We start from the raw sequence: 23137 nt of genomic DNA on the forward strand, positions 1-23137 counted from the left end.
TCATTAATTAAAGAATAACATGAGTGAAAATCATTTTCAATAGTTTTTTCGAAACGAAGTTTTAAATTTTAAAATTTTACATAAAAAAACCAGCCAAAAATGGCTGGCACAAAATTTATTATTTAGTGATTTCGATTAACAAATCACCTGTTTGAATAGCTTCTCCGCTCTTCACATAAATATCTTTAATAACACCTGCAAATGGAGCTTGAACAGTCGTTTCCATTTTCATTGATTCAGTGATCATTAAATGATCGCCCTTATTTACTTTTTCGCCTTTTTCTACCAAGACTTTAATTACTGTTCCAGGCATAGACGCTCCAATATGTTCAGGGTTTTGCGGATCTGCTTTGACTCTTTGCTGAACAGTTGATTTGATGCTCTCGTCTTTAATGACAACCTCACGCGGCTGGCCGTTTAATTCAAAGTACACGATCCGCGTTCCATCAGGCTGCGGTTGGCCAATGGAAACTAGCTTCACAATCAGCGTTTTTCCTTTTTCTATTTCCACTTCAATTTCTTCGCCTAAACGCATTCCGTAGAAGAATGTCGGTGTATCTAAAACAGAAATGTTTCCATATTGTTCATATGTTTTCAAATATTCCGTGAACACTTTTGGATACAGTGCATAAGCAATCGTCTCGTAAGGCGTCGGCTCACGATGGAGCAGCTGCTCCAGTTCTTCTTTTAATGCTTGGAAATTAACCGGCTCCAATAGCTCCCCAGGTCTAACTGTAATCGGCTCACGGCCTTTTAAAATCACGCGCTGGAGCTCTTTCGGAAAGCCTCCGTACGGCTGGCCGAGATATCCGGCAAAAAATTCAATGACTGAATCTGGGAAGTCAAGCGATTCTCCACGCTCATATACGTCTTCTTCCGTTAAATTGTTCTGAACCATAAAGAGCGCCATGTCACCAACAACTTTTGATGACGGAGTTACTTTGACAATATCGCCAAACATTTGGTTGACGCGGCTGTACATTTCTTTCACTTCCTCCCAGCGGTCACCCAAACCTACAGCCTTCGCCTGCTGCTGCAAATTGCTGTATTGTCCGCCAGGCATTTCATGTACATAAACTTCTGAATGAGGAGCTTTCATGCCGCTTTCAAAGTCTTGATAATATTTGCGAACTTCTTCCCAATATTGAGACAGCTTTTCCAATGATTGAATGTTAACATTCGGTCTTCTTTCCGAACCTTCAAGCGCATAATATAAAGAATTGGCACTTGGCTGAGAAGTTAAACCGGCCATTGAGCTCAACGCCGTATCTATAATATCGACTCCTGCTTCGATCGCTTTGGCATATGTGTATATGCCGTTTCCGCTCGTATCATGTGTATGCAAATGAATTGGCAGATCGACCGTTTCTTTTAACACTGAAATAAGCTCATATGCCGCCTGTGGCTTCAACAGTCCTGCCATATCTTTAATGCCTAAAATTTGTGCACCTGATGCTTCCAATTCTTTTGCCATCTGTTTGTAATAATTCAAATCATATTTTCTTCTTGTTGGATCGAGAATATCCCCTGTATAACAGATGGCTGCTTCGGCAATTTTTCCGGTTTTACGGACGGCATCGATGGCAAGGGTCATCCCTTTTACCCAGTTTAAGCTGTCAAAGATTCTGAACACATCAATGCCTGCTTCCGCTGATCTTTCGACAAATTCTTTAATTACATTATCTGGATAGTTTTTATATCCGACAGCATTCGATGCGCGCAAAAGCATTTGCAGAAGCAAGTTTGGCACATGCTTTCTGACAATTTGAAGTCTTTCCCACGGATCTTCTTTTAAAAAGCGATAGGCAACATCAAACGTTGCTCCTCCCCACATCTCAAGCGAAAACAGGTTTGGAAGCAATCTCGCAGTAGGTTCAGCAATCTTTTTAATATCATTTGTACGCACGCGAGTTGCCAGCAATGATTGATGAGCATCTCGGAAAGTCGTATCCGTCAACAGCACTTGTTTTTGTTCTTTTACCCATTTAACAAGGCCGTCGACTCCTTCTTTCTCTAAAATTTGTTTCGTTCCTTCTGGAATAGGCTCCGATAATTTTACGTGCGGAATTGGTGGCTCATCAAATACTGGTTTTTTCTTTTTCCCGATGCCTGGAAAACCGTTCACCGTCACATTCCCAATATATGTGAGCATTTTTGTTCCCCGATCTCGTTGTTTCGGGAAAACGAACAGCTCAGGTGATGAATCAATAAAGGACGTATCATATTCTCCAGATAAAAATTTCTCATGTTTAATGACATTTTCCAAAAAAGGAATATTTGTTTTTATTCCGCGAACTCGAAATTCTCTTAAATTTCGAATCATTTTTCTGGCAGCTTGCTCAAACGATAGCGCCCATGTCGATACTTTTACAAGCAATGAATCATAATAAGGTGTAATAACAGCGCCTTGGAAGCTGTTTCCGGTATCCAATCGAACGCCAAAGCCGCCTCCGGAACGATACGCCATAATTTTTCCAGTGTCCGGCATGAAATTGTTCAGCGGATCTTCCGTCGTCACCCTTGCTTGAATAGCATATCCCCATGTTTTAATGTCTTCCTGTCTTGGAATTCCAACTTCCGGGCTGTGAATTGAGTGGCCTTCTGCCACAAGAATTTGTGTTTGAACGATATCTATCCCTGTAATCATTTCAGTAATCGTATGTTCTACTTGAACACGCGGATTTACTTCGATGAAATAAAAGTCATCGCCGGAAACTAAAAATTCCACCGTACCTGCATTGACATAGTTGACATTTTTCATTAACCGTACAGCCGCTTCGCAAATTTTATCCCTTAATTCCTGCTTTAAAGAAACGCTTGGAGCAACTTCCACGACTTTTTGATGACGACGTTGGACAGAACAGTCCCTCTCATAAAGATGAACAATGTTTCCATCGTGGTCACCAATGATTTGCACTTCAATATGCTTCGGATTTTCGATCAGCTTTTCTACATACACTTCGTCGCTTCCGAATGCAGCTTTTGCTTCCGATTTAGCTCGTTCATAAGAATCCTTTACTCCAGCCTTTGAACGGACTATGCGCATACCCCGGCCTCCGCCGCCAAGAGCAGCTTTAATGATAAACGGATACCCGTATTCTTCACCAAACTGAATCACTTCATCCAAGCTTTTGACTGGACCGTTGCTGCCTGGAATGACTGGAATTCCGGCCTTTTCCGCCTGATGTCTAGCTTTCACTTTATCGCCAAACATATCTAAGTGCTCTGTTCTAGGGCCGATAAAAATGATTCCGGCTTCTTCGCATTTTCTAGCAAATTCGATATTTTCAGATAAAAAACCGTATCCGGGATGAATAGCATCCACGTCATGAGCTTTTGCAATTTCAATGATACCGTCAATATCGAGATATGCTTCGATCGGTTTTTTTCCTTCGCCAACTAAATAAGCTTCATCTGCTTTATATCGATGATAAGAACCTGAATCTTCCCTGGAATAAATTGCAACGGTTCGGATATTCAATTCATTGCAAGCTCGAAATACCCGAATCGCGATTTCTCCACGGTTTGCTACTAAGATTTTTTCAATTTTTCTGTTCGTCATATAAATCCCCCTTGCAGTGTATATTAGATTTTCAAGAAAATAAAATTAGAGCAGCATATGGCGGAACGATTACATGCTTGCAATTTCTTTTTCTTTTTTATATTGCTCCCGGTAATTGACAAACATTGAAACATTCACTAACAATCCCATCGATATTAATAGTACTAATAACGATGAGCCTCCATAACTGACAAACGGCAATGTAACACCAGTGATCGGGATCAGTCCTGTCACTCCTCCCAAGTTGACGGCCGTTTGAATGGCGATCATGCTTGAAACTCCTACGGCAATCAATGTACCAAACGGGTCGGTGCATTTTCTTGCAATATAGAGGCCTTTTAAAACGATAAACGCCAAAAGCGTAAGAACAAATAATACACCGAAAATACCTAGCTCTTCCGCTACAACGGCCATAATAAAATCAGTGTGCGCTTCCGGCAAATATCCGTATTTTTGCACGCTTTCCCCCAGCCCCAGTCCAGTAAGACCTCCGGATCCGATCGCAATATATGAATTGACGAGCTGATAGCCTGCTCCGTCTTCATGTTCAAATGGATCCGTATACCCTGTAAAGCGGGAAAGACGTTCTTTACTAAAAATATCATCGGCCTTAAATAAAATGAGCGGACTTAGCAGCAATAAGAAAAATAAAGCAAGCAATACTAACTTTAACATGTTTTTGATGCCCATACCTGAACATAAAATAATAGACAAGGCAATCATTCCAATAATGAATGATGTCCCAATGTCAGGCTGAAGCATAACAAAAACGCAAATCAATACGGTAAAGATTACCGGAGGCAATGCTCCCTTTCCAAAGTGCCATATGTACGATTGCTTTTTTTCGTATACAGCTGATAAATAAATAATGGCGGAAAGCTTGACAAATTCTCCCGGCTGAATGGCTCTTCCGGCAACTTTAAACCAGCTTTGCGAACCGCCGGCAACATGTCCAAAAATAAATAACAGCCCGAGAACAGCAATCGATCCAAAAAACAAAATTCTTATAAATTTTCCGTTCAGCAGAGCGCGGTACGGAAAAAACATCATAACTAGAAAAGCTATCGTTGCAAGCAGGAGCGAGGACAATTGCTTGCGAAAAAAATAATCGCTTTCCGTATAATACCTCGTGACTGCCATGATCATACTTGAACTGTACACCATGACCAAGCCGAAACCGCATAATAAGAAAACTGCTAAAATAAGCGAATAATCATATGATTTTAAAATTCGTTTCAACATGTTCATCTTCCTTACGACTTGCTGCTCTTCTTGTTGCAAAATAAATACACAGTCATTGTTTTCATAAGTGTAAAGAAAATTTATTTTCTATTATACTTTGAACAATTCATTTTCTCAATGGCAAAATAAAAATTGCGAAGGAACACCTATTGTGGAAGGTCGATATGAGAAATGGAAAAGATAAAATAAAAGCCCAAACCTTTTTTTTACCGGTTTGAGCAAGCTTTTTATTTTCGTACAAATGCCTCGTGCAGAGCTGACAGCTCACGCTCAAGCTCATCAAGCAGAGCTTTTCCCTCGCGTTCTTCAATCAGGCCTAGTCTGACAGCAAAGTCAATTTCCCGAGATAATCCGAACATTTGCGTATCTAAAACCTCTTCATAAAGAGGACATTGAGGCATTGTCAAATTGTCCATTTGTACTTTAATCAATTTCATGATTTTATCTGCATCCGCCTTTAAAAGCGAAAGAGCCTTTTCCCGGTGACTAAGAACCATTTCAAATGATGCCATCTGAATCCCTCCGTTCCCCATTAAGGAATCCCTATTCTATCTATTAATATTAAATGTTATAAAGGAAAATTGCAAGGAAACACGCACCCTCCTTCCCTAATAATTTTAAAGTTGTTCATATATATGTATGAACCTTCCAAAAAAATGCTAGAAGAATTCGTCTGATTGATTTGCCGCGTCTGGACTCAGCCGCCTGACTGTCGCCTTTTTGAACTGAAATGGGCAACGGAATGTGACAAAATCCATAAAAGCGCTTATACTTTAACGTGGAGGGATGCTCATGAGCGATATTATTCAAATAAAAGGGAATGTAAAATTTCCAATTACTTTGGACCCAGGTGTTTGGATCTTTGATGACCGCCGCATTGATTTAAATACATATTTTGATCAAGGCCGCAAAGAGGAAAACATAGAAGAGGACTATGTGCAAAAAACAGCAAATCAATGGCAACGGGAGATTCAGGAGGGAGCTGTATTTCCGCCTACTTTAAAAACGGAACAAAAATTTGAAAAAGAAAAGGTGCTTACCGGGACTTTCGGCATGCCGCTTAAACCGTTTTTATCAAATGCTGAACCGTTAACGAACGCCAAAACGGTCGTTTTTGAAACCGAAAACGGCGAAGTCGAAATGCCGATTGAAAAAGCAGAAGAATGCATTTTGGCATTCAGCAAGGAAGGAAAACCGCTAAAAGAAGACGGCCCTGTCCACATCATTTACGGAGATGGCTCGAACCGCCATGATCCAATTAAAAAGGTGAGAGCAATAATCGTAAAATAATTTTTGGGGGTGTCTAATAAGTCGTTTTACGGCTTATTGACGCCCCCATTAATGTTTTAGAAACGTTGATATATCGGTGTTTATTACCAATGGCGATTTGACTTTCTGGACAATCCCTTTTTTTCCATTGCTCACAATTTGAGCAGAATCGCAAATGTTAGCGCAAAAAATCTTTTTGGATGCTGCAAAGAGCTTAAGATAAATCAGCTTCTGCAAAGCTCACACTTTTATCTCTGACCCCTGAGGCTTTTGAAACTACAGCATCTCACTTTTTCATAACAAATCTGCTGCTATTTGCGCCAATTGGGATCGTTCGCCTTTCAGTAATTTTACATGCCCGGCAATTGCTTGATCTTTAAATTTTTCCACTACATAGGTCAACCCATTGTTATATTCATCTAAATAAGGATGATCAATTTGTCCTGGATCCCCCATCAACACAATTTTGCTTTTTTCGCCAACTCTTGTTAAAATCGTCTTCACTTCATGTTTCGTCAAATTTTGCGCTTCATCGATGATGATAAATTGTTCCGGGATGCTCCTGCCGCGAATATAAGTCAGCGCCTCCACCTCGATCGAATTCATACCTGCTAAAATCGCATCAAGCTCGCCAGCTTTTTTCGTATTAAATAAATATTCTAAATTATCCCATATTGGCTGCATCCAAGGCCTCAGTTTTTCTTCTTTTTCTCCCGGCAAAAAACCGATATCTTTTCCCATTGGAACAATTGGTCTGGCGACAAGAAGCTTTTTATATGATTCCATGTCTTCTGTTTGCATCAGCCCGGCCGCTAAAGCCAAAAGCGTTTTTCCTGTACCTGCTTTGCCGATCAAAGTCACGAGCTGAATATCGTGTCTCATTAATAGTTCAAATGCCATCGTTTGTTGAACATTTCTCGGCTGAATTCCCCAAACATGGTCATGCTGAAAAACAAGCTTTTTCAATCTTTTCCCTGTTTTATCGACAATCCCAATGGCAGATGATTTGCCTCCTAAAGCATCCTTCAGCAAAATAAATTGATTCGGATAAAAAGGATGATTGGTTATTTCCGACAGCAGCAGCTCATTTTTCTCATAAAATCGGTTTAAGTTTTCCATACTTATGTAAAGGTCAAGAAACCCTGTATAGATATGGTCAATTTCTACTACACGGTCACTCAGAAAATCTTCAGTATGAAGTCCAATCGCATCTGCTTTCACTCTCACTAAAGCATCTTTGCTGACTAAAATTACCGATTTTCCATCTTTCTTTGATTGCTCTTCCAATGATAAATTTTTGGCTACTGCCAAAATTCGGTTATCATTTGTTTTTTCCACGAAAATCTCCTGCAGATCATGAAACGAACGATGATTTAATTCAATTCTTAAAGATCCGCCGTTTGGCAGAGGAATTTTTTCGTGCAATTTCCCTTGTTCCCTCAACTGATCAATGATTTTTGAAACTTGGCGCGCATTTCGTCCAACTTCATCCATATATCTTTTTTTGGAATCCACCTCTTCAAGAACAACGGCAGGTATTACAACTTCGTGCTCATCAAAGGAAAAAATGGAATTCGGATCCTGCAACAAAACATTCGTATCCAGCACATATATCTTGCCCAATCTTTCTTCCTCCCTCATCCGAAATTATTGGAGGCTTCCTTAGCTAAAATATATGTCTTTATGAATAAAGATAGAAGGTTTATTAAACAATAAATAAAGAAAGATGCTGCCTAAGCCGATGTCTTCTACAATCCAGTCGGGAGTTAACTCCGAAAGATTCAGGCTTCTTTATAAGTTTTGTAACTAGAACCAATGTTATTCGTCAAAGACGGAAGCACGAAATAAGTAATGGATTACTTTACACCTTACTTGTAAGAAAAGGAGTGATAGCATGCGCAGCTTTTTGATGTTTATTTTGCTTGTCGGCTTATATTTAAACGGTTGTTCCACAAACGAAAATGCACGAGAGGAAAATCGTAGTGAAAACTATTCAAGAACAATTACTGTCAAAGATTCCGTGCGGGAAAATGTTGATCGCAAATCCGGCCAGGAAATCGCCCGCCGCTTGGCAAAAATAGCCGAAAATGTTCCAGATGTAAATGATGCAACTGCAGTTGTTCTTGGAAATTATGCAGTCGTCGGAATTGATGTCGACAAAAAGCTGGATCGTTCAAAAGTTGAATCGATTAAGTATTCCGTTGCAGAATCATTAAAAAACGATCCTTACGGGGCTTATGCTGTAGTTATTGCCGATCCAGACACAAATGAACGAATCCGCCAAATTGGAGAGGAAATTCAAAACGGCCGGCCCATTGGCGGCATTCTAGATGAGCTCGCTCAAATCGTCGGAAGATTGATGCCGGATCTTCCTGGTGACGCGACAGACAATCAACAAAAGCAGCCGATGAATGAAAAAGATCAGCTTCCGAAGTCAAAAAATCAAGAGCTGAATAAAGAACAGCGTGATCAATCAAACCAAAAACAACAATAAAGACATTAAAACGCTTAAGTCCGAAGCTTAAGCGTTTTTCATTGCTTTCAACACCTTTTAGTCAAAATCCGATGATATTTTGTCATATTTAATAAAATAACAACTCATAAAACATTGTTTCACTATCGACCTGCGCGGCTGAAGATCAGTATGTCTATTCATTTTAATAATAGCTTGACTATCGCCGGATGATTCACGATCCCAAGTCGGAACGGAAATGCAAATGGCTTTGGTTTGGATAAAGAGTATTGACCTGTCTCACAATGTTTTTTGCAATGCTCGAAAGTGGCTCAATAGCTTATTTTTCTGTTTTTTCTTATAGAAATTGTATTGTATGTAAGTCGTATAAAGCCGCTGCTGACTTGATTCTTTTGCAAAGTTGCAAAAGAAATTGTGTGAGCGGAGGCAAAACGTGATATACTATGCGAGAGGCGAGAGAGTATAGAGGCGTGTTGTTTGGAAGCAATCCAAACTATCATCGAAGCCTTTTGATACTGAAACGAACAACGTTGTACAAAGCTTAAAAATTTGATTAGAAAGTGTGAGATGCAAGATGAAAGTCAAATGTGTTTTATGCGATAAAATCGAAACAATTGATGACGAATCATTGAAGGCAAAACAGCTGAGGAATAGACCGATTCATACATATATGTGCAATACTTGCTATAATCGAATTACGGAAAAAACAAACAAAAGACTTTCAACTGGAAAATTCCGTTTGTACCGCGAAAGAAAAAGGAATGAGCTTTTTTGAGAACAGAAAAATACTCAGAAAAAAGTTAAACAGATGAAGGTGGTGCGCACTGGCACATACCGACATCTGTTTTGATTTTCTTTAAAGCTATGTGTTGTTTTCATTTTTTTTCGAATAGTAAAGCCGAATTTTATATATGCTTAAAATAAGGACAGCGACTACCAATCCTTCTGCAATCGGCAGAAAAATTGCCAAAAACGTCAGCACCGTACAGCCCAAAGCGAGAAATAAATAGATTATAGCAGACTTTAAAATCGGGAGCTTCTTAGCAAATCCCAGTTTATATACAATAATTGATAAAATCAGAATGGTAATATACAAAAACCACATTCCGACATCATGCTGCTCATAAACACGGAAAAGACGTGCAAAAAAAGACAGCCTTTCAATTACTTGTTCTTCTGTCACTACGTCCCTCCCCCTTTCACTCATTAGCTTTGACTTGACAGTTTTTTCTTTTTCGCTGCTTTTTCCCTCTCGTTTTTATCCAAGATTTTCTTTCTTAAACGAATCGATTGAGGCGTGACTTCACAATATTCATCATCATTTAAATATTCAAGCGCCTCTTCCAACGACATAATCCGAGCTTTTTTCATTCCGACCGTTTGTTCTTTCGTCGAAGAACGGATATTTGTTTGTTGTTTTACTTTACATATATTTACAACAAGGTCATTTTCACGATTATGTTCACCTACGATCATCCCAGCGTATACGTCTGTTCCGGGTTCAACGAAAATCGTTCCGCGATCTTCGACCTGTTGGATGCCATAAGAGGTAGCTTTTCCAGTTTCCATTGAAACAAGAACCCCTTGACGCCTTCCGCCAACTTGTCCTTTTTGCATAGGCTGATACGAGTCAAACGAATGGTTTATGATGCCGTATCCTCTTGTTAAAGACATAAATTCGGTCGTGTAGCCGATTAATCCGCGCGATGGCACCATAAAAATCAAGCGGACTTGTCCATTTCCGTTATTGATCATGTCGACCATTTCCCCTTTGCGCGCGCCCAATGATTCCATGACAGGACCTGTGTATTCCTCTGGAACGTCCACCTGCACCCGTTCAACCGGTTCGCAAAGTACTCCATCGATTTCTTTTACAATTACTTCAGGCTTCGAAACTTGCAGCTCATACCCTTCCCTGCGCATGTTTTCAATTAAAATGGATAAATGAAGCTCGCCTCGCCCTGATACTATCCATTTATCCGGGGAATCCGTCGGCTCCACTCTTAGCGAAACATCTGTTTGCAGTTGTTCATGCAGCCTTTCTTCGATTTTTCTCGCCGTCACATATTTTCCTTCTCTGCCTGCGAAAGGGCTGTTGTTAACTAAAAACGTCATTTGCAGCGTCGGTTCATCAATCCGAAGAACAGGTAGCGCCTCTTGATGATCAACTGGACAAACCGTTTCCCCGACATTAATGTCTTCCATTCCAGAAACAGCGACAAGATCACCAGCTTTTGCCTGTTCAATTTCCAATCGTTTTAATCCTTTAAATCCAAACATTTTCGTAACACGGAAATGCTTCACACTTCCGTCAAGCTTCATTAATGCGACTTGTTGTCCGACTTTCATCTCTCCGCGAAAAATGCGGCCGATGCCGATCCGCCCAACATAGTCGTTGTAATCCAGCAGCGCCACCTGGAATTGAAGGGGTTCTGAGCTGTTATCAACAGGTGCAGGAATATGTTCGATAATCGCATCAAATAGAGCTTCCATATTTTCATCCTGTTTAGTTGGATCAGTGCTTGCCGTTCCGTTGATGGCCGAAGCATAAATAACCGGAAATTCTAATTGATCATCGTTTGCATCAAGCTCAATAAACAGCTCAAGCACTTCATCGACAACTTCTTCAGGCCGGGCAAACTCTCTGTCAATTTTGTTCACGACGACAATCGGTGTTAAGTTTTGTTCCAACGCTTTTTTCAAAACAAATCTTGTCTGCGGCATGCAGCCCTCATAGGCGTCGACAACTAGCAGCACGCCATCGACCATTTTCATAATTCGTTCTACTTCTCCGCCAAAGTCGGCATGACCAGGCGTATCTAAAATATTAATGGTCGTTCCTTTATATTCAATCGCCGTATTTTTGGCTAAGATGGTGATTCCGCGCTCGCGCTCCAAGTCATTGGAATCTAAAGCACGCTCCGCCACTTGTTCATTTTCCCTGAACGTTCCTGATTGGCGAAGCAATTGGTCAACCAATGTTGTTTTCCCATGGTCTACGTGCGCGATAATAGCAATATTGCGTAAGTCGTTTCTAACTTTCACACTGTCATCTCCTATTTGCTAAACTGAACCTAGGCTATTATACCATAAATACTGTGGAAACGTTGAACGTTTTTCGATAAACTAAAGATGGAAAGAGGCTTAAAGGCTATTAATGGTTTTCGTCTTGGATTGATGAAAGGAGGATGGGAATGGGCAACGGAAAATGGATATTTTGGGTTCTCGCCACCATTGCGGCGCTGCTTATTGTGTCGGTCGGCTTTGCAATAGGGGCTGGCAGCCTGTTGGGAGTAGTTGTTAGCATCATTGGAATTATTATTGTATTTGGACTCGGCTTTACCCAGAAAAAGAAAATGCGAGAGAAAGGATTATTATAAAGAATTTACATCTCGGCATCGGCCATTTTATACTTTCAAACGGTTTATGATACATAGATCGTCCCCTCTACTGATAGAGGGGCTTTATTACATGGCATTAGTTTCTTTCAAACCTACAAAAGACCCATCTTTTGTTTCACAATATGTTCGGTTTTAGCTAAAACTCATTTACAATAGCCTTTTTCAAAAGACCAGCCTGAAATGGAATGGATACAAAGAAGCTCCATTTTATGTAAATTTTTAAACGACCCGATTTTTTAGCCCTATTTACAAAACGTTGATTGCCACAACATTTCAATTGCTCCACACTTGTTCCATTTTTCTCGCTTGCCATCACGATGTGAAGTTTGCCAAACCAATACCAACTCTTTCATATTTTTATAAGAGAACTTTTTATACTGCTTTCTTCATGCTTGTTTTTTAGCAAGCTATGATGATCTATAAGCTGTCAACAGCATTTGCAGCTTTATATTTTCCCTTTAATATACTCCTCGATAATTTGTTGATGAATGGTTTGATTAGCGGTGAAAATGCTTTGCTTTTTAAGCAAATCGACTGGTTTTCCGTCAAGCGTTGTCGTAACCCCGCCTACTTCGTCGACAAGGATTAAACCTGCCGCAAAATCCCAAGGAGCAAGTCTCATTGTAATATAGCCGTCCAGCTTGCCTGCGGCTACATAGGCAAATTCAAGAGCGGCTGAACCAAATGATCTCGTTCCTCTTAAACGTTTGACAAGCGGACTTAAAATTGCCGGGTCAATTCGTCTGTTTTCCACCAGCCATGATGCATTCAAGCCGATGATGGATTCTTCTATTGTTTTCTTTTGTAACGGCGGAAGCTCCGTTTTGTTTAAATAGGCGCCGTTCCCCCTTATCGCATGGTACATTTCATCTCTGACGACATCATAAATCAGTCCTATTTGACCGACACCATCCGCAAAAACAGCAACCGAAATGCAGAAATTCCGCTTTTGATGTACAAAATTCATTGTGCCGTCAATCGGATCAATTATCCAAATGATACCGTCCAATGATTTCAATTCATGACCGGAACCTTCTTCTCCTAAAATGCTGTGTTCCGGAAACGTTTTGCGAATATGTTCCCAAAAGAAACGCTCTACTTCCCGGTCAATATTCGTCACTAAATCGTTTGGACTTGATTTCGCTTCAACGACCAGCTTTTGTTGAAATGATTGGCGAATTCTTTCACCAGCCTCATAAATCCATTGCTTTGCTTTTTGATCTATTTCATGCCAGTTCATCTATCTTACCCACTTTCTATTCAATCACCTTTTTTAGCATACTGTAAAGAAATGGAGAAAATCAAGTTTTTCACCTTTTTCTTTGCAATATTTCACCCACATTATTTTTCTTTCTCTGTCGGTTTGTGCTACAATGTGGACAAACAATACAAGGAGGATTTTTATGGATTTTGTGCCATTTGTGAAGGAAGATTTTGAAGTTTTTCAAATAGACGGTTTAGAAGCGAGAATGGATGAGCTAAAAAAACGGGTGCGCCCAAAACTTGAAGCGCTGGGACAGCATTTTGCACCTACTTTGTCTGCTTTGACGGGAGATGAAATATTTTATCATGTAGCAAAACATGCCCGCCGTACCGTTCATCCTCCCAATGACACATGGGTTGCATTTGCAAACAGTAAACGGGGTTATAAGAAGCTCCCCCATTTTCAAATCGGATTATGGAGCACACACGTCTTTGTTTGGTTTGCCATTATTTATGAATCCCCTGTGAAAGAAGAAATCGGAAAACAATTTCTACAGAATTGGCAGCAAATCCGAAAGCAAATTCCTGAAGATTATTTCTGGTCAGCCGATCATACAAAACCAGATGCGGAAAAACAAAAAAATTTATCTGATGAAGAATTTCAACGAATTTTTCAACGTCTGCAATCGGTGAAAAAAGCAGAAATGTTATGCGGCATCAACCTTCCAAAAAATGAAGTTCTCTCCATGAGCAGGGAGCAATTTTTGGAAAAGGTTGACGAGACGTTTAAAACGTTAATGCCACTTTATCAAATCACACAAAAAAGCACTGTTTAAAAATGGTCAGGATGCGCTGCATCGCTGACCATTATTTCTTTTGAAAACAATTAAGCAATGCTGGACCATTTCCGCCTTATCTCTTTCGCCTGTTCAATGATTTCGTCAAACAGTTCCGCAACGGACGGAATATTTTTTACCAGCCCTACAGATTGACCGGCCCATGCGTATCCTTCCTCGATTTTGCCTTCATAGATATATTTTTTGTTCGCTTCTCCACTAATGAAATCTTTTAGCGACTCATAATCTCCTCTTTCTCTTTCAATTTCCAAAATTTTTTCGGTCCAATTATTTCGAAGCGCCCGACCTGGTGCCCCTAACGACCTTTTAATAATGACGGTATCAAGTTCAGTACCGTTGACGATTGCTTCTTTATATAACGGGTGTGCATGAACGCATTCCTTCGTTGCAATAAAACGAGTTCCCATTTCAATCCCTTCAGCTCCAAGAGCCAATGCTGCCATTAGTCCCCTCCCGTCCGCAATGCCTCCAGAAGCAATCACCGGAATGGAGACAGCTTCCACTACTTGTGGAATTAATACGAAATTGCCGATATCGTCTTTTCCTAAATGACCGCCGCCTTCCTGTCCGACGACCATCACTGCATCTGCTCCAAGCTCTTCCGCTTTCTCCGCTTGTCTTCTTGCCGCAACGAGAACTAGTTTTTTTACATCGACACCTTTTAATTGGTCAAAAAGCGGAGCCGGGTTCCCGCCAGTGATGGAAATGACCGGCACTTTTTCTTCAATCGCCACATCAAGCATGTCGGAAAATGGACGGCCATGCTGACCGATGGCGAAGTTCACTCCAAACGGCTTATCCGTTTTTTGTTTCACCTTCCGTATTTCCTCTCGAAGCGCAGCTGGATTCGGAAGAGACATAGCCGTGATTTGACCGAGCCCTCCTGCATTGCTTACTGCACTTGCTAATTCTGAATACGCTAAATAAGCAAGTCCCCCTTGAATGATCGGATATTTAATTCCTAGCAATTCGGTAATTTTTGTTGAAAATACCATGTTTACCCCTCCCCATTTCGTATTATTCTTTTTCCACGCATTAAATTCCTTCTTTATTAAAACGTAGCTCAAACAAAGAGAAGCACAAAGATTTTCAAAACCATATTCAGTGCCTTTTGCAGGTTTTATAGGAAAGTGCTATAATTTCATTTGTTTTTAATTTTGGGGAACCTTTAAAAAGTAGGTGAAAAGGAAAATTGTCACAGCATGATACACCATTGTTTACAGGTCTTTTAGAACATATTCAAAAAAATCCAATTCAATTTCACATTCCCGGCCATAAAAAAGGAGCCGGAATGGAGCCAAAATTCCGAGAATTTATCGGACATAATGCTCTCGCGATGGACTTAATTAATATCGGTCCTTTGGATGATCTTCATTCGCCAAAAGGAATTATTAAAGAAGCACAAAAATTGGCTGCTGAAGCTTTCGGGGCCGATCACACCTTTTTCTCGGTACAAGGTACGAGCGGAGCCATTATGACAATGGTCCTGTCGGTTTGCGGACCTGGAGATAAAATTATTGTTCCAAGAAATGTTCATAAATCGGTCATGTCAGCAATCATTTTTTCAGGGGCTTCCCCCGTTTTTATACATCCTGAAGTGGATAAAAACCTCGGCATTTCTCACGGAATAACGACAGAATCAGTTGAAAAAGCTCTTCAGCAATATCCTGATGCAAAAGGGCTTTTAGTCATTAATCCAACGTATTTCGGAATCTCAGCTGATTTAAAACAAATCGTAAATATTGCTCATTCATATAATGTCCCTGTTCTTGTAGACGAAGCGCACGGCGTCCACATTCATTTTCATGACAAGCTGCCATTATCCGCCATGCAGGCAGGGGCAGATATGGCGGCAACTAGCGTTCATAAGTTGGGAGGATCGATGACGCAAAGCTCTATTTTAAATGTTCGGGAAGGTCTTGTGTCTCCTGACCGTGTTCAATCGATTTTAAGCATGCTGACTACGACATCGACATCCTATTTGCTTCTTGCATCACTGGATGCAGCTCGAAAGCAGCTGGCAACGAAGGGCTATGAATTATTAGAGCAAACGATTCAATTGGCGAATCAGACAAGAAGTGAAATTAACAAAATTGATCATCTATATTGTGTAGGAGAAGAAATTTTGGGAACGAATGCAACGTATGATTATGATCCGACAAAATTAATTATTTCTGTGAAGGAACTAGGCATAACGGGATATGATGCAGAGCTGTGGTTAAGAGAACATTACAACATTGAAGTGGAGCTTTCCGATCTGTACAATCTGCTCTGTCTGATCACGCCCGGTGATACAGAATATGAAACATCACTTTTAATAAAAGCGCTTCGTGCTTTGTCAAAAGAATTTTCCCATCAGGCAAACAAGCAAGCGGAAGTCTCTGTCCTTCTGCCCGATATTCCTGTTTTGGCGCTGACACCTAGAGATGCTTTTTATGCAGAGACGGAAATGGTGCCTTTTGAACAATCTGTCGGACGCATTATTGCAGAATTTGTCATGGTGTACCCACCGGGCATACCGATTTTCATACCAGGAGAAATCATCACTAAAGAAAATTTACATTACATCCGAAAAAATTTAGATGCCGGCCTGCCTGTTCAAGGTACAGAAGATCCAACTCTTTCCTACATTCGCGTTATTAAAGAGCATAAACCGATTAAATGAGAAATCGCTGAAGAAGCTTTATAAATCCATACATTCGAGGACAAGTCGAAAAACGGATGAAACCAAATTTTGCTGAAGATCGATCATAAAATAATTTTGCTGCGGTAATGGCTAAAACCATTACCGTATTTAATTTATAATAATATTCAATTCTTTTAAAAGGAGCGACAACAATGAAAGAATATCAATTTCCCGTTCCGCCTATTTTTATTTTACTAATTGGTGTTATTTCTATTTCATTTTCTTCTATTTTTGTTAAATGGTCTGATGCGCCTGCATCTATATTAGGAATGTATAGACTGCTTTTTACGGTGATCGTTATGCTGCCGTTTCTCCCTTGGAAGAAAATCAAAACAGGAGCTATTAACATTCAATGGAAGGATTGGATTCAACTACTTTTATCTGGAATCTTCCTAGGTTTTCATTTCTTATTTTGGATGGATTCCCTTAGATATACAACAGTAGCAAGTTCAATGATTATAACGACATTAGAGCCTGTATTTGTTATGATCGGAGCTTATTTTATTTTTAAAGAGAGAACAAACCTTATTGGGATTGTGAGTATTTTTATAGCTGTTAGCGGTTCAATCATTATTGCATGGGGAGATATTAATCTTTCTACAAAAGCATTATATGGAGATTTCCTTTCATTAGCAGGAACGTTAGCAGTAGCCATTCATATGCTTTTTGGACAAGTATTATGCAAAAAAATTCCAACATCAATATATAGTTTTTGCGTGTTCTTTATAGGTGGATTTGTATTATTGATTTACAATCTTAGTTACGAGATCCCGCTGATTCATTATTCAGTTCATGATTGGGGCATATTTGTACTTCTAGCACTAGTCCCCAATATTTTTGGTCACGCATTATTTAATTGGCTTTTAAAATATTTGGATGCTACGACAATTTCAATGAGTATTTTAGGTGAACCAATAGGGGCAATTATATTAGCATACTTATTTTTAGGAGAAGCTACATCTATTTCCCAAATGATTGGCGGAGCGCTATCTTTAATTGGAGTCAGTATGTTTTTGAAAAATAAAGGACTTTCAAATAAGGAATTGACTACGAATGCTTCTGTAAAAAGTGCTAATACATAACTAAAATATGGACGACGGCCTTCCTGCTTCGTGGGGAAGGTCTTTCATTAAAAAAACAGTTAATAGAAGTAATGAAATATTTTTTGATAAACAAACGGTAAAACGGAAGCAATAATTAAACCTGTAACAATTGAAGATATGGTGAAGATGATGAACTTCCGAAGCGATATTTCTTTCCTCTTAAAAGCGATGATGAATACCCTTATCATAGAAAAGACAGTAATAAATATAATAATTGCCGAAAAGACGCTTGCTGCCATTACCTCCATTGTAAAGCTCCTTTCACAAAAGTCCTTTAGCTACATTTTACCGCCTAATGAATGGAATAGACACCACTTTTTATACTTTTATTGAAAAGACATCGATAACAAACTTCGCTATATCGAATTGCTGCCAGTTCCAATATTGGCTGCGAAATTTGTCGTAACTCCAATAAATTTTTCATCCAACCTTTTATGCACAAGTGACATTTGGTATATGTTTCATCAATCTTTACAAACCGCATCGCTGTCGTTTTAACACTTAAAAACCGCAATGACCGTACTTACTGAAAAAGACAAAGGTGAATTGATAAAAAATGAATTCAAACGATGTTTTTCTGTCTTAGCTCTCAATCACAATCCTGCAAGCATCCATTCCATTAAGATCACCAGCATTTGCTTTACATAAAAAAAAAGCTGCCTTAAAGACAGCCCATTTATCTTAAACCCCTTTGTTACACGTGTTATTCAATATGTTATTGATGATTGCTTTTTATACGATTCTTTTCTGTACAGCAATTGTTGCATTTACCATACAATACCGTAACTTTTTCATCATCAAAGAAATGAATTGTTGAATTGCAGTCTTGACAGACAATTGTTCCCATCCTGTATTCCCCTTTTCCATATAGCGTCATAAAGAATAAAGTGGAGACAAAATGACCTGATAGTTATATATTAATATGTCACATTATATTCGTCAAGCAGAAAATTGTATAACACATTTATTTTTTTTTGCATATAACTACCTTCCCCTACAATATGAAGGATGACATTTTGAGGAACAGGAATTTTAATGAAATTTCTTGAATCTGCTTGAATTCAGAAACTTGTCTATTCCCTGAAACACTGCTATTGAGAGAATTTTTACTAAAATAAGCATCAGTTGATGGTGCATCTTTAGCGTTTGCATGAGCCATTAATTCTTTGTATCCAGGAATAGAATTACGTCCACTACTATGATTTCCATTTACAACGGAATCAAGGGCTAGAGAAGTAGCAACAATACCCGAATCATACATCTCAACAACAGGCTCCTGACCTCCTGCGCCGTAATACAATATCGCTCGGACACTTTCATTTCTATAAATATCGCCTGCTTTGTATGAAGAACCAGTCGGAGGACTACCCTTATAGTGATCCATACAAAAAGCAATTCGCCCGTCTACTCTGAACACTCCAGCCGTATAAATTCCATAGTGTGCCAGTCTAAATAATCAATTCTAGGTGCAGCTTTTGCTTGTTCCATTTGCAAAGATGGAAAAATTATTAAAAAAGTTAAGAGAAAGATAAATACAACCTTTATTTTTTCATGAATGACCTCCCTCTAGAAATAAATGATTTTCTCCAACATTCTCGTTCATTCTCACAATTTCATGGTCATTTGTTCGAAGTTTCCTCATGTGCCTTGGCAAGAACCCCCTCTTTCGGAATTTTCCGATGCATTGGAGGGCGGCTATCTAAAACTCCTCTAGAGGAGTTTTCAGAATATTTTTTGATCGCGCGTTTTCTTTCCCCACACGATTCATGGCCGCTTACCCTCCCATGTCTCGCGGGTTCATTTCCTCACATTCCTGCGTCCGGCGTGTCCATGAGGTGGAGGCCGAAAATGCTCCTATGCGGGGTCTATACCCTAATGGAATTAATACGGTTCGGCTCTGCGCTTCGATTGTGTTCCCATGTCCTTAGGGGTCGAACGACTTTGTTGTGACTTGCCTTTTACCTTTAGGCGGCTTCCTGCATCGAGAGTTGAGGCATGTCTTGAAGCAATTTTTCACAGTCAAACTGGAAACGTTTGGTGGCCATGGTATAAAACACACGAATCAGTTTACAGCTTAGGGCGATGAGCGATTCTTGTTTTTTGAGCGGGTGATCCGGCCGCGTCGTGTAGTACTGGTGCAGGGCTTTAAAGGCCGGGTTATGCACCACCAGCGGACGAACAACAAGGTATAAGGCTTTACGCAGTCTTTTTCGCCCACGCTTGGTGATTTTAGTCTGCCCTTTGAATTTCCCGGATTGATGCAAGATTAAGGTCAGCCCAGCAAGGTTTTGGATTTGACGCGGGTGCTCATAGCCCGCGATGTCTCCAATCTCACCGAAGAAGGTCGCCACAGTCAGCACACTGACACCCTTCATTGCGATCATTTCTTTGGCTCCTGGAATCGGTTTGACCAACTGCTCAATCTCTTCATCGATGTCGGCAATACTTTCTTGAAGGTGCTCATACTGTTTCAATAGACTTTGGATTTCGCGTTTGGCCATTTGTGTTCCGACGGTCAATCCGACCGAACGCTCGGCGGCTTGTCGCAGTTCGTTTGCCTTTTTGATGCCAACGCCCCGCTTGACGATCAGTTTCCACTGCTCGCCGACATGGCTGTGATCTCGTCCGGCAGTGGAAAATGGGTGAGTGTATACAATGCTGTTTTGCCATCCAAGTCTTTAAAAACGGTACGGAATTCTGGAAAATAACGATCCAGCCAGTTGTCAATTCGCCCCTCGGTGATTTGCAGATCATTGGACAGCTGATCGCAAATTTTAAGGCCTTCGCGCAGTTCGGCATAGACGCCTTCCTGCAAGCTTGGTACGGCGTATCGGCCGTCTTTGATCATTTGGTCGATGACGTAGGCATCTTTCGTATCCGTTTTGGCCGGTGAGTTGTCATCCAGCTCTTTGGCTTTTTTACATACATCGGATTCACGACGACGAACGGGATTTCCTTGGCTCTCGCGTAATACGCAAGATTGAACCAGTAGTGTCCGGTCGGTTCGCAACCGAGGATGACATGTGTTTTTTTAAGAACTAAATAGGAGCATTCCTGTAATGAAGAAATTTGAGGTTTGAACAAAAATGAGCCTTCTTGGTATAGTACAGGATGTCAATGTATCGACTCCGAAATTAGAAAACCAAGGAGGACTCGAATTATAACCGCAATAAGAAGTTGAAGAAAATCACACCGGAAACATTGGTTGTCGGAATTGACATTGCAAAGGAAAAACACGTTGCCAGGGCCGTCGATGACCGCGGCTATGAATTTGGCAAGCGACTGATCTTTGAAAACAACATAACCGGTTTTGAGCGACTGTTGGCATGAGTGTCCGAGAAGCAGGAAGCCTAGTTTAAAAAATCTTTTTTATATCGAACGGCTAGATAGATTGCTGATGCGAAGAATGCAAGAGAATATTTAAATAAGAAGAAAATTTGCCACATATATTCTTTCGGGAAAATCACGTCGCAAAAAATTACTCCACCTAACATTATGAGGGCACTTTTTAAATTTATTTGATTTGTTCTTTCGTCAGCCTTACCCATTTTTTTTGAAATACGTATGTCAGAATCCCTCCGACTAAAAGCAATACAATACCGATACCAATAAGCATATTCCAATTACCAGTTGATTCTTCCGCCCAGGTTTTTAAGGGATAAAAGATTTTATTTGATATTTCTGATATAGACTCAATTTTCATTTTGATCATCTCCTTTCACATAAGTAAAAATATCGTTTACATCAACATTAAAAAAATTGGCAATTCGAAAAGCTAACAGCAAAGTCGGAACATAATTTCCTTTTTCCATTACGTAGATGGTTTGTTTGGAAACCCCGACTTTATCTGCTAATTCTTGCTGAGACATTCTGGCAAGTACACGGTATTCATAAACCCTATTTGATATCGAATCACCAAAATCCCTCTTCATGACCATCACCTCTTGAATCAAATTATAAACTAACTTTTACAAAAGTAAAGTAAACTTTATATGACAAAACAGAAGTACACAGAATTGCAGAGAAAAAGTACAGAGTCTGCACAAAATAAAAAGGCTTGCCAGCCCCTAAAATAACTCCTACTGTATAGATTGAGCGATCTTAACAGTGGGAGGAAATGAAAGGATGCTAGCAATGCCTGAAGTTAATTATATCAAACATTTATGAGAGAAAGAAGATTTGTCAATAAATGAAATTGCAAGAAAGACTGGCCGTAATTGGAGGACAGTTAAGAAATACGCAGATGGAGAAAGTTTTGAAGAAACTCTTACCTTTAGGAAAAGAGGAATGATGTATGAGGAGGGGTACGGAGAAATCGTAGATTATTGGCTTGAGGAGGACATGAAACTTAAGAGAAAAGAAAGAAGAACCAATAAGAAAATATATGAACAGCTTAGAGATGAACATGGGTTTAGGGGATCTTATCGGACTGTGTGCGAGTATATTCAATACCGGAGACCGCAAATTAAAGCTGCAAATATTGAAAGTTATGAGCGTTTAGAGCACCCTCCTGGAGAAGCACAAGTGGATTTCGGTAACATGACTGTTGTAAAAGATGGAGCCTATAAGGATATAAAGGCACTTGTCATGAGTTTTCCACAGAGTAACGCGGGATTTTCCTACCCTCTTCCAAGTGAAAATACGGAATGTTTCCTAGAAGGATTAAAACAACTGTTTCATCAGGCGGGGGGAGTTCCAACCTATTTAAGAATTGATAACTTAGCTGCAGCAGTTATTTCAATTGGTAAAGGGGACAAGCGAACATACACTGACTCTTTTATTAGATTTAAATGTCACTATGGCTTTGAAGTTCAACCGTGTAACCCGTCTAGTGGACATGAGAAAGGCAATGTGGAAAAGAAAGTTGGTTATACAAGGAATAATTTGTTTACAACGGAACCAATAATGGAAAGTTTTCCGCAATTAGCGACTTGGATGAAAGAAGAAATGGAAAGTCTTTGCTGCTCACTCTTCCGAATATATTCCACAAAAGGAAAAATTACTATCTGGAATCCTTTGGCCATATCAATGAAATCTATGCGAAAAAAGTTTTTAATTAAACAAGGAAATGTTTTATATGGGGATGGGGACATTTTTTTGGTTCAAAGTAGCTTTCAAATGGCCTATATATCTTTATGATCATTTGCATTTACATGATTCATTGCTGAGTATGATCCATAACGTGCATCTAAAGTCTACAACCCAACAACTCAAACATTCGCTCTAGATATCATACTTCTCGTACACGATTTGAATTTTTTAATTTGTTTAAATAATATTTTATTTTTGTAACATTTGCATAACATTCAAAAGTGACGGAATCGAATATGTTAAAATGGCG

19 protein-coding genes and 3 pseudogenes are annotated in these 23137 nt (G+C 39.7%); 9 read left to right on the plus strand and 13 right to left on the minus strand.

The genetic code is table 11. The features are described from left to right. Positions 1-118 precede the first annotated feature (118 nt). From pyc to NSQ94_RS10930, 3 genes are all read right to left on the minus strand, one after another. Entirely contained in the window at positions 119-3562 is a 3444-nt protein-coding gene (gene pyc / locus NSQ94_RS10920) for a pyruvate carboxylase (RefSeq protein ID WP_063389662.1), read from the minus strand. A gap of 69 nt (positions 3563-3631) precedes the next feature. Further along, positions 3632-4804: an FtsW/RodA/SpoVE family cell cycle protein gene (locus NSQ94_RS10925; RefSeq protein WP_066250250.1), complete on the minus strand. Its 1173-nt coding sequence runs from the start codon at positions 4802-4804 to the stop codon at positions 3632-3634. A gap of 227 nt (positions 4805-5031) precedes the next feature. Then, entirely contained in the window at positions 5032-5316 is a 285-nt protein-coding gene (locus tag NSQ94_RS10930) for a YlaN family protein (RefSeq protein WP_063389660.1), read from the minus strand. A 280-nt stretch (positions 5317-5596) separates the two neighbouring features. Between NSQ94_RS10930 and NSQ94_RS10935 the strand changes: the two genes are divergently transcribed. Beyond that, a complete protein-coding gene (locus tag NSQ94_RS10935) occupies positions 5597-6094 on the plus strand; it encodes a peptidyl-prolyl cis-trans isomerase (RefSeq protein WP_327859241.1) in 498 nt (165 codons plus the stop codon). 273 nt (positions 6095-6367) lie between these two features. Here the strand turns inward: NSQ94_RS10935 and NSQ94_RS10940 are convergent, their stop codons facing one another. Then, positions 6368-7696, minus strand: coding sequence for a PhoH family protein (locus tag NSQ94_RS10940; RefSeq protein ID WP_066250245.1), 1329 nt, complete (start codon positions 7694-7696; stop codon positions 6368-6370). Positions 7697-7967: 271 nt separating this feature from the next. Here NSQ94_RS10940 and NSQ94_RS10945 point away from each other — a divergent pair, with 271 nt between their 5' ends. After that, a complete protein-coding gene (locus tag NSQ94_RS10945; protein WP_339229055.1) occupies positions 7968-8567 on the plus strand; it encodes a YhcN/YlaJ family sporulation lipoprotein in 600 nt (199 codons plus the stop codon). Between the two features lie 553 nt (positions 8568-9120). Continuing rightward, complete coding sequence (locus NSQ94_RS10950; protein WP_063389656.1) at positions 9121-9321, plus strand: YlaI family protein; 201 nt, start codon at positions 9121-9123, stop codon at positions 9319-9321. Between the two features lie 87 nt (positions 9322-9408). Here NSQ94_RS10950 and NSQ94_RS10955 read toward each other — a convergent pair whose 3' ends face one another. Both NSQ94_RS10955 and typA read right to left on the minus strand, forming a co-directional pair. Continuing rightward, complete coding sequence (locus NSQ94_RS10955; protein WP_339229058.1) at positions 9409-9729, minus strand: YlaH-like family protein; 321 nt, start codon at positions 9727-9729, stop codon at positions 9409-9411. Positions 9730-9752: 23 nt separating this feature from the next. Then, the gene (gene typA, locus NSQ94_RS10960; protein ID WP_094245652.1) at positions 9753-11591 is read right to left on the minus strand and encodes a translational GTPase TypA; all 1839 of its coding nucleotides are present in this window, start codon (positions 11589-11591) and stop codon (positions 9753-9755) included. 149 nt (positions 11592-11740) lie between these two features. Here typA and NSQ94_RS10965 point away from each other — a divergent pair, with 149 nt between their 5' ends. Beyond that, positions 11741-11926 carry a DUF5325 family protein gene (locus NSQ94_RS10965; protein ID WP_094245651.1) on the plus strand — a complete coding sequence of 62 codons (186 nt, stop codon included), beginning with the start codon at positions 11741-11743 and terminating at the stop codon, positions 11924-11926. Positions 11927-12392: 466 nt separating this feature from the next. Here NSQ94_RS10965 and NSQ94_RS10970 read toward each other — a convergent pair whose 3' ends face one another. Beyond that, positions 12393-13187: an inositol monophosphatase family protein gene (locus tag NSQ94_RS10970; RefSeq protein ID WP_339229060.1), complete on the minus strand. Its 795-nt coding sequence runs from the start codon at positions 13185-13187 to the stop codon at positions 12393-12395. Between the two features lie 163 nt (positions 13188-13350). On the opposite strand from NSQ94_RS10970, the gene NSQ94_RS10975 reads away from it, so the two are divergent. Further along, on the plus strand, positions 13351-13986 hold the full coding sequence (locus tag NSQ94_RS10975) for a DUF1054 domain-containing protein (protein ID WP_339211399.1): 636 nt from the start codon (positions 13351-13353) through the stop codon (positions 13984-13986). Between the two features lie 50 nt (positions 13987-14036). Here the strand turns inward: NSQ94_RS10975 and NSQ94_RS10980 are convergent, their stop codons facing one another. Next, positions 14037-15002, minus strand: a complete 966-nt coding sequence (locus NSQ94_RS10980) for a nitronate monooxygenase family protein (protein WP_339211398.1) — start codon at positions 15000-15002, stop codon at positions 14037-14039. 197 nt (positions 15003-15199) lie between these two features. On the opposite strand from NSQ94_RS10980, the gene NSQ94_RS10985 reads away from it, so the two are divergent. After that, positions 15200-16672 (plus strand): aminotransferase class I/II-fold pyridoxal phosphate-dependent enzyme, encoded by a 1473-nt coding sequence (locus NSQ94_RS10985; RefSeq protein ID WP_339229062.1) that lies wholly within the window; start codon positions 15200-15202, stop codon positions 16670-16672. A 173-nt stretch (positions 16673-16845) separates the two neighbouring features. Next, positions 16846-17775 (plus strand): DMT family transporter, encoded by a 930-nt coding sequence (locus tag NSQ94_RS10990; protein ID WP_130158511.1) that lies wholly within the window; start codon positions 16846-16848, stop codon positions 17773-17775. Between the two features lie 736 nt (positions 17776-18511). On the opposite strand, the gene NSQ94_RS10995 is transcribed toward NSQ94_RS10990, so the two are convergent. The 3 genes and pseudogenes from NSQ94_RS10995 to NSQ94_RS11005 form a co-directional block, all read right to left on the minus strand. Beyond that, complete coding sequence (locus NSQ94_RS10995) at positions 18512-18643, minus strand: GapA-binding peptide SR1P (RefSeq protein ID WP_339229065.1); 132 nt, start codon at positions 18641-18643, stop codon at positions 18512-18514. Positions 18644-18790: 147 nt separating this feature from the next. Then, positions 18791-19180 (minus strand): hypothetical protein, encoded by a 390-nt coding sequence (locus tag NSQ94_RS11000; RefSeq protein ID WP_339229067.1) that lies wholly within the window; start codon positions 19178-19180, stop codon positions 18791-18793. Positions 19181-19760: 580 nt separating this feature from the next. Continuing rightward, positions 19761-20826: pseudogene (locus NSQ94_RS11005) on the minus strand (IS110 family transposase); the annotation flags it as partial. A 147-nt stretch (positions 20827-20973) separates the two neighbouring features. Between NSQ94_RS11005 and NSQ94_RS11010 the strand changes: the two are divergent. Next, positions 20974-21126: a hypothetical protein gene (locus NSQ94_RS11010; RefSeq protein ID WP_339230768.1), complete on the plus strand. Its 153-nt coding sequence runs from the start codon at positions 20974-20976 to the stop codon at positions 21124-21126. A 20-nt stretch (positions 21127-21146) separates the two neighbouring features. Here the strand turns inward: NSQ94_RS11010 and NSQ94_RS11015 are convergent. Together NSQ94_RS11015 and NSQ94_RS11020 are read right to left on the minus strand one after the other, a co-directional pair. Beyond that, positions 21147-21499: pseudogene (locus tag NSQ94_RS11015) on the minus strand (DUF2178 domain-containing protein). Next, positions 21489-21728: a helix-turn-helix transcriptional regulator gene (locus NSQ94_RS11020; protein ID WP_094245637.1), complete on the minus strand. Its 240-nt coding sequence runs from the start codon at positions 21726-21728 to the stop codon at positions 21489-21491. Before NSQ94_RS11020 ends, NSQ94_RS11015 begins: the two are co-directional and overlap by 11 nt. Before the next feature lie 247 nt (positions 21729-21975). Between NSQ94_RS11020 and istA the strand changes: the two are divergent. Next, positions 21976-22746 (plus strand): annotated as a pseudogene (gene istA / locus NSQ94_RS11025) (IS21 family transposase); the annotation flags it as partial. Positions 22747-23137: the final 391 nt, after the last annotated feature.

Origin of the sequence: Aeribacillus sp. FSL K6-2833 (assembly GCF_037965815.1) — a bacterium.
Classification (GTDB): domain Bacteria; phylum Bacillota; class Bacilli; order Bacillales; family Aeribacillaceae; genus Aeribacillus; species Aeribacillus composti.

Coding starts and splice junctions, on each gene's coding strand:
- pyc (WP_063389662.1), bottom strand. CDS start 3,562: ATGACGAACAGAAAAATTGAAAAAATCTTAGTAGCAAACCGTGGAGAA.
- NSQ94_RS10925 (WP_066250250.1), bottom strand. CDS start 4,804: ATGTTGAAACGAATTTTAAAATCATATGATTATTCGCTTATTTTAGCA.
- NSQ94_RS10930 (WP_063389660.1), bottom strand. CDS start 5,316: ATGGCATCATTTGAAATGGTTCTTAGTCACCGGGAAAAGGCTCTTTCG.
- NSQ94_RS10935 (WP_327859241.1), top strand. CDS start 5,597: ATGAGCGATATTATTCAAATAAAAGGGAATGTAAAATTTCCAATTACT.
- NSQ94_RS10945 (WP_339229055.1), top strand. CDS start 7,968: ATGCGCAGCTTTTTGATGTTTATTTTGCTTGTCGGCTTATATTTAAAC.
- NSQ94_RS10950 (WP_063389656.1), top strand. CDS start 9,121: ATGAAAGTCAAATGTGTTTTATGCGATAAAATCGAAACAATTGATGAC.
- NSQ94_RS10965 (WP_094245651.1), top strand. CDS start 11,741: ATGGGCAACGGAAAATGGATATTTTGGGTTCTCGCCACCATTGCGGCG.
- NSQ94_RS10970 (WP_339229060.1), bottom strand. CDS start 13,187: ATGAACTGGCATGAAATAGATCAAAAAGCAAAGCAATGGATTTATGAG.
- NSQ94_RS10975 (WP_339211399.1), top strand. CDS start 13,351: ATGGATTTTGTGCCATTTGTGAAGGAAGATTTTGAAGTTTTTCAAATA.
- NSQ94_RS10980 (WP_339211398.1), bottom strand. CDS start 15,002: ATGGTATTTTCAACAAAAATTACCGAATTGCTAGGAATTAAATATCCG.
- NSQ94_RS10990 (WP_130158511.1), top strand. CDS start 16,846: ATGAAAGAATATCAATTTCCCGTTCCGCCTATTTTTATTTTACTAATT.
- NSQ94_RS10995 (WP_339229065.1), bottom strand. CDS start 18,643: ATGGGAACAATTGTCTGTCAAGACTGCAATTCAACAATTCATTTCTTT.
- NSQ94_RS11000 (WP_339229067.1), bottom strand. CDS start 19,180: ATGGATCACTATAAGGGTAGTCCTCCGACTGGTTCTTCATACAAAGCA.
- NSQ94_RS11020 (WP_094245637.1), bottom strand. CDS start 21,728: ATGAAGAGGGATTTTGGTGATTCGATATCAAATAGGGTTTATGAATAC.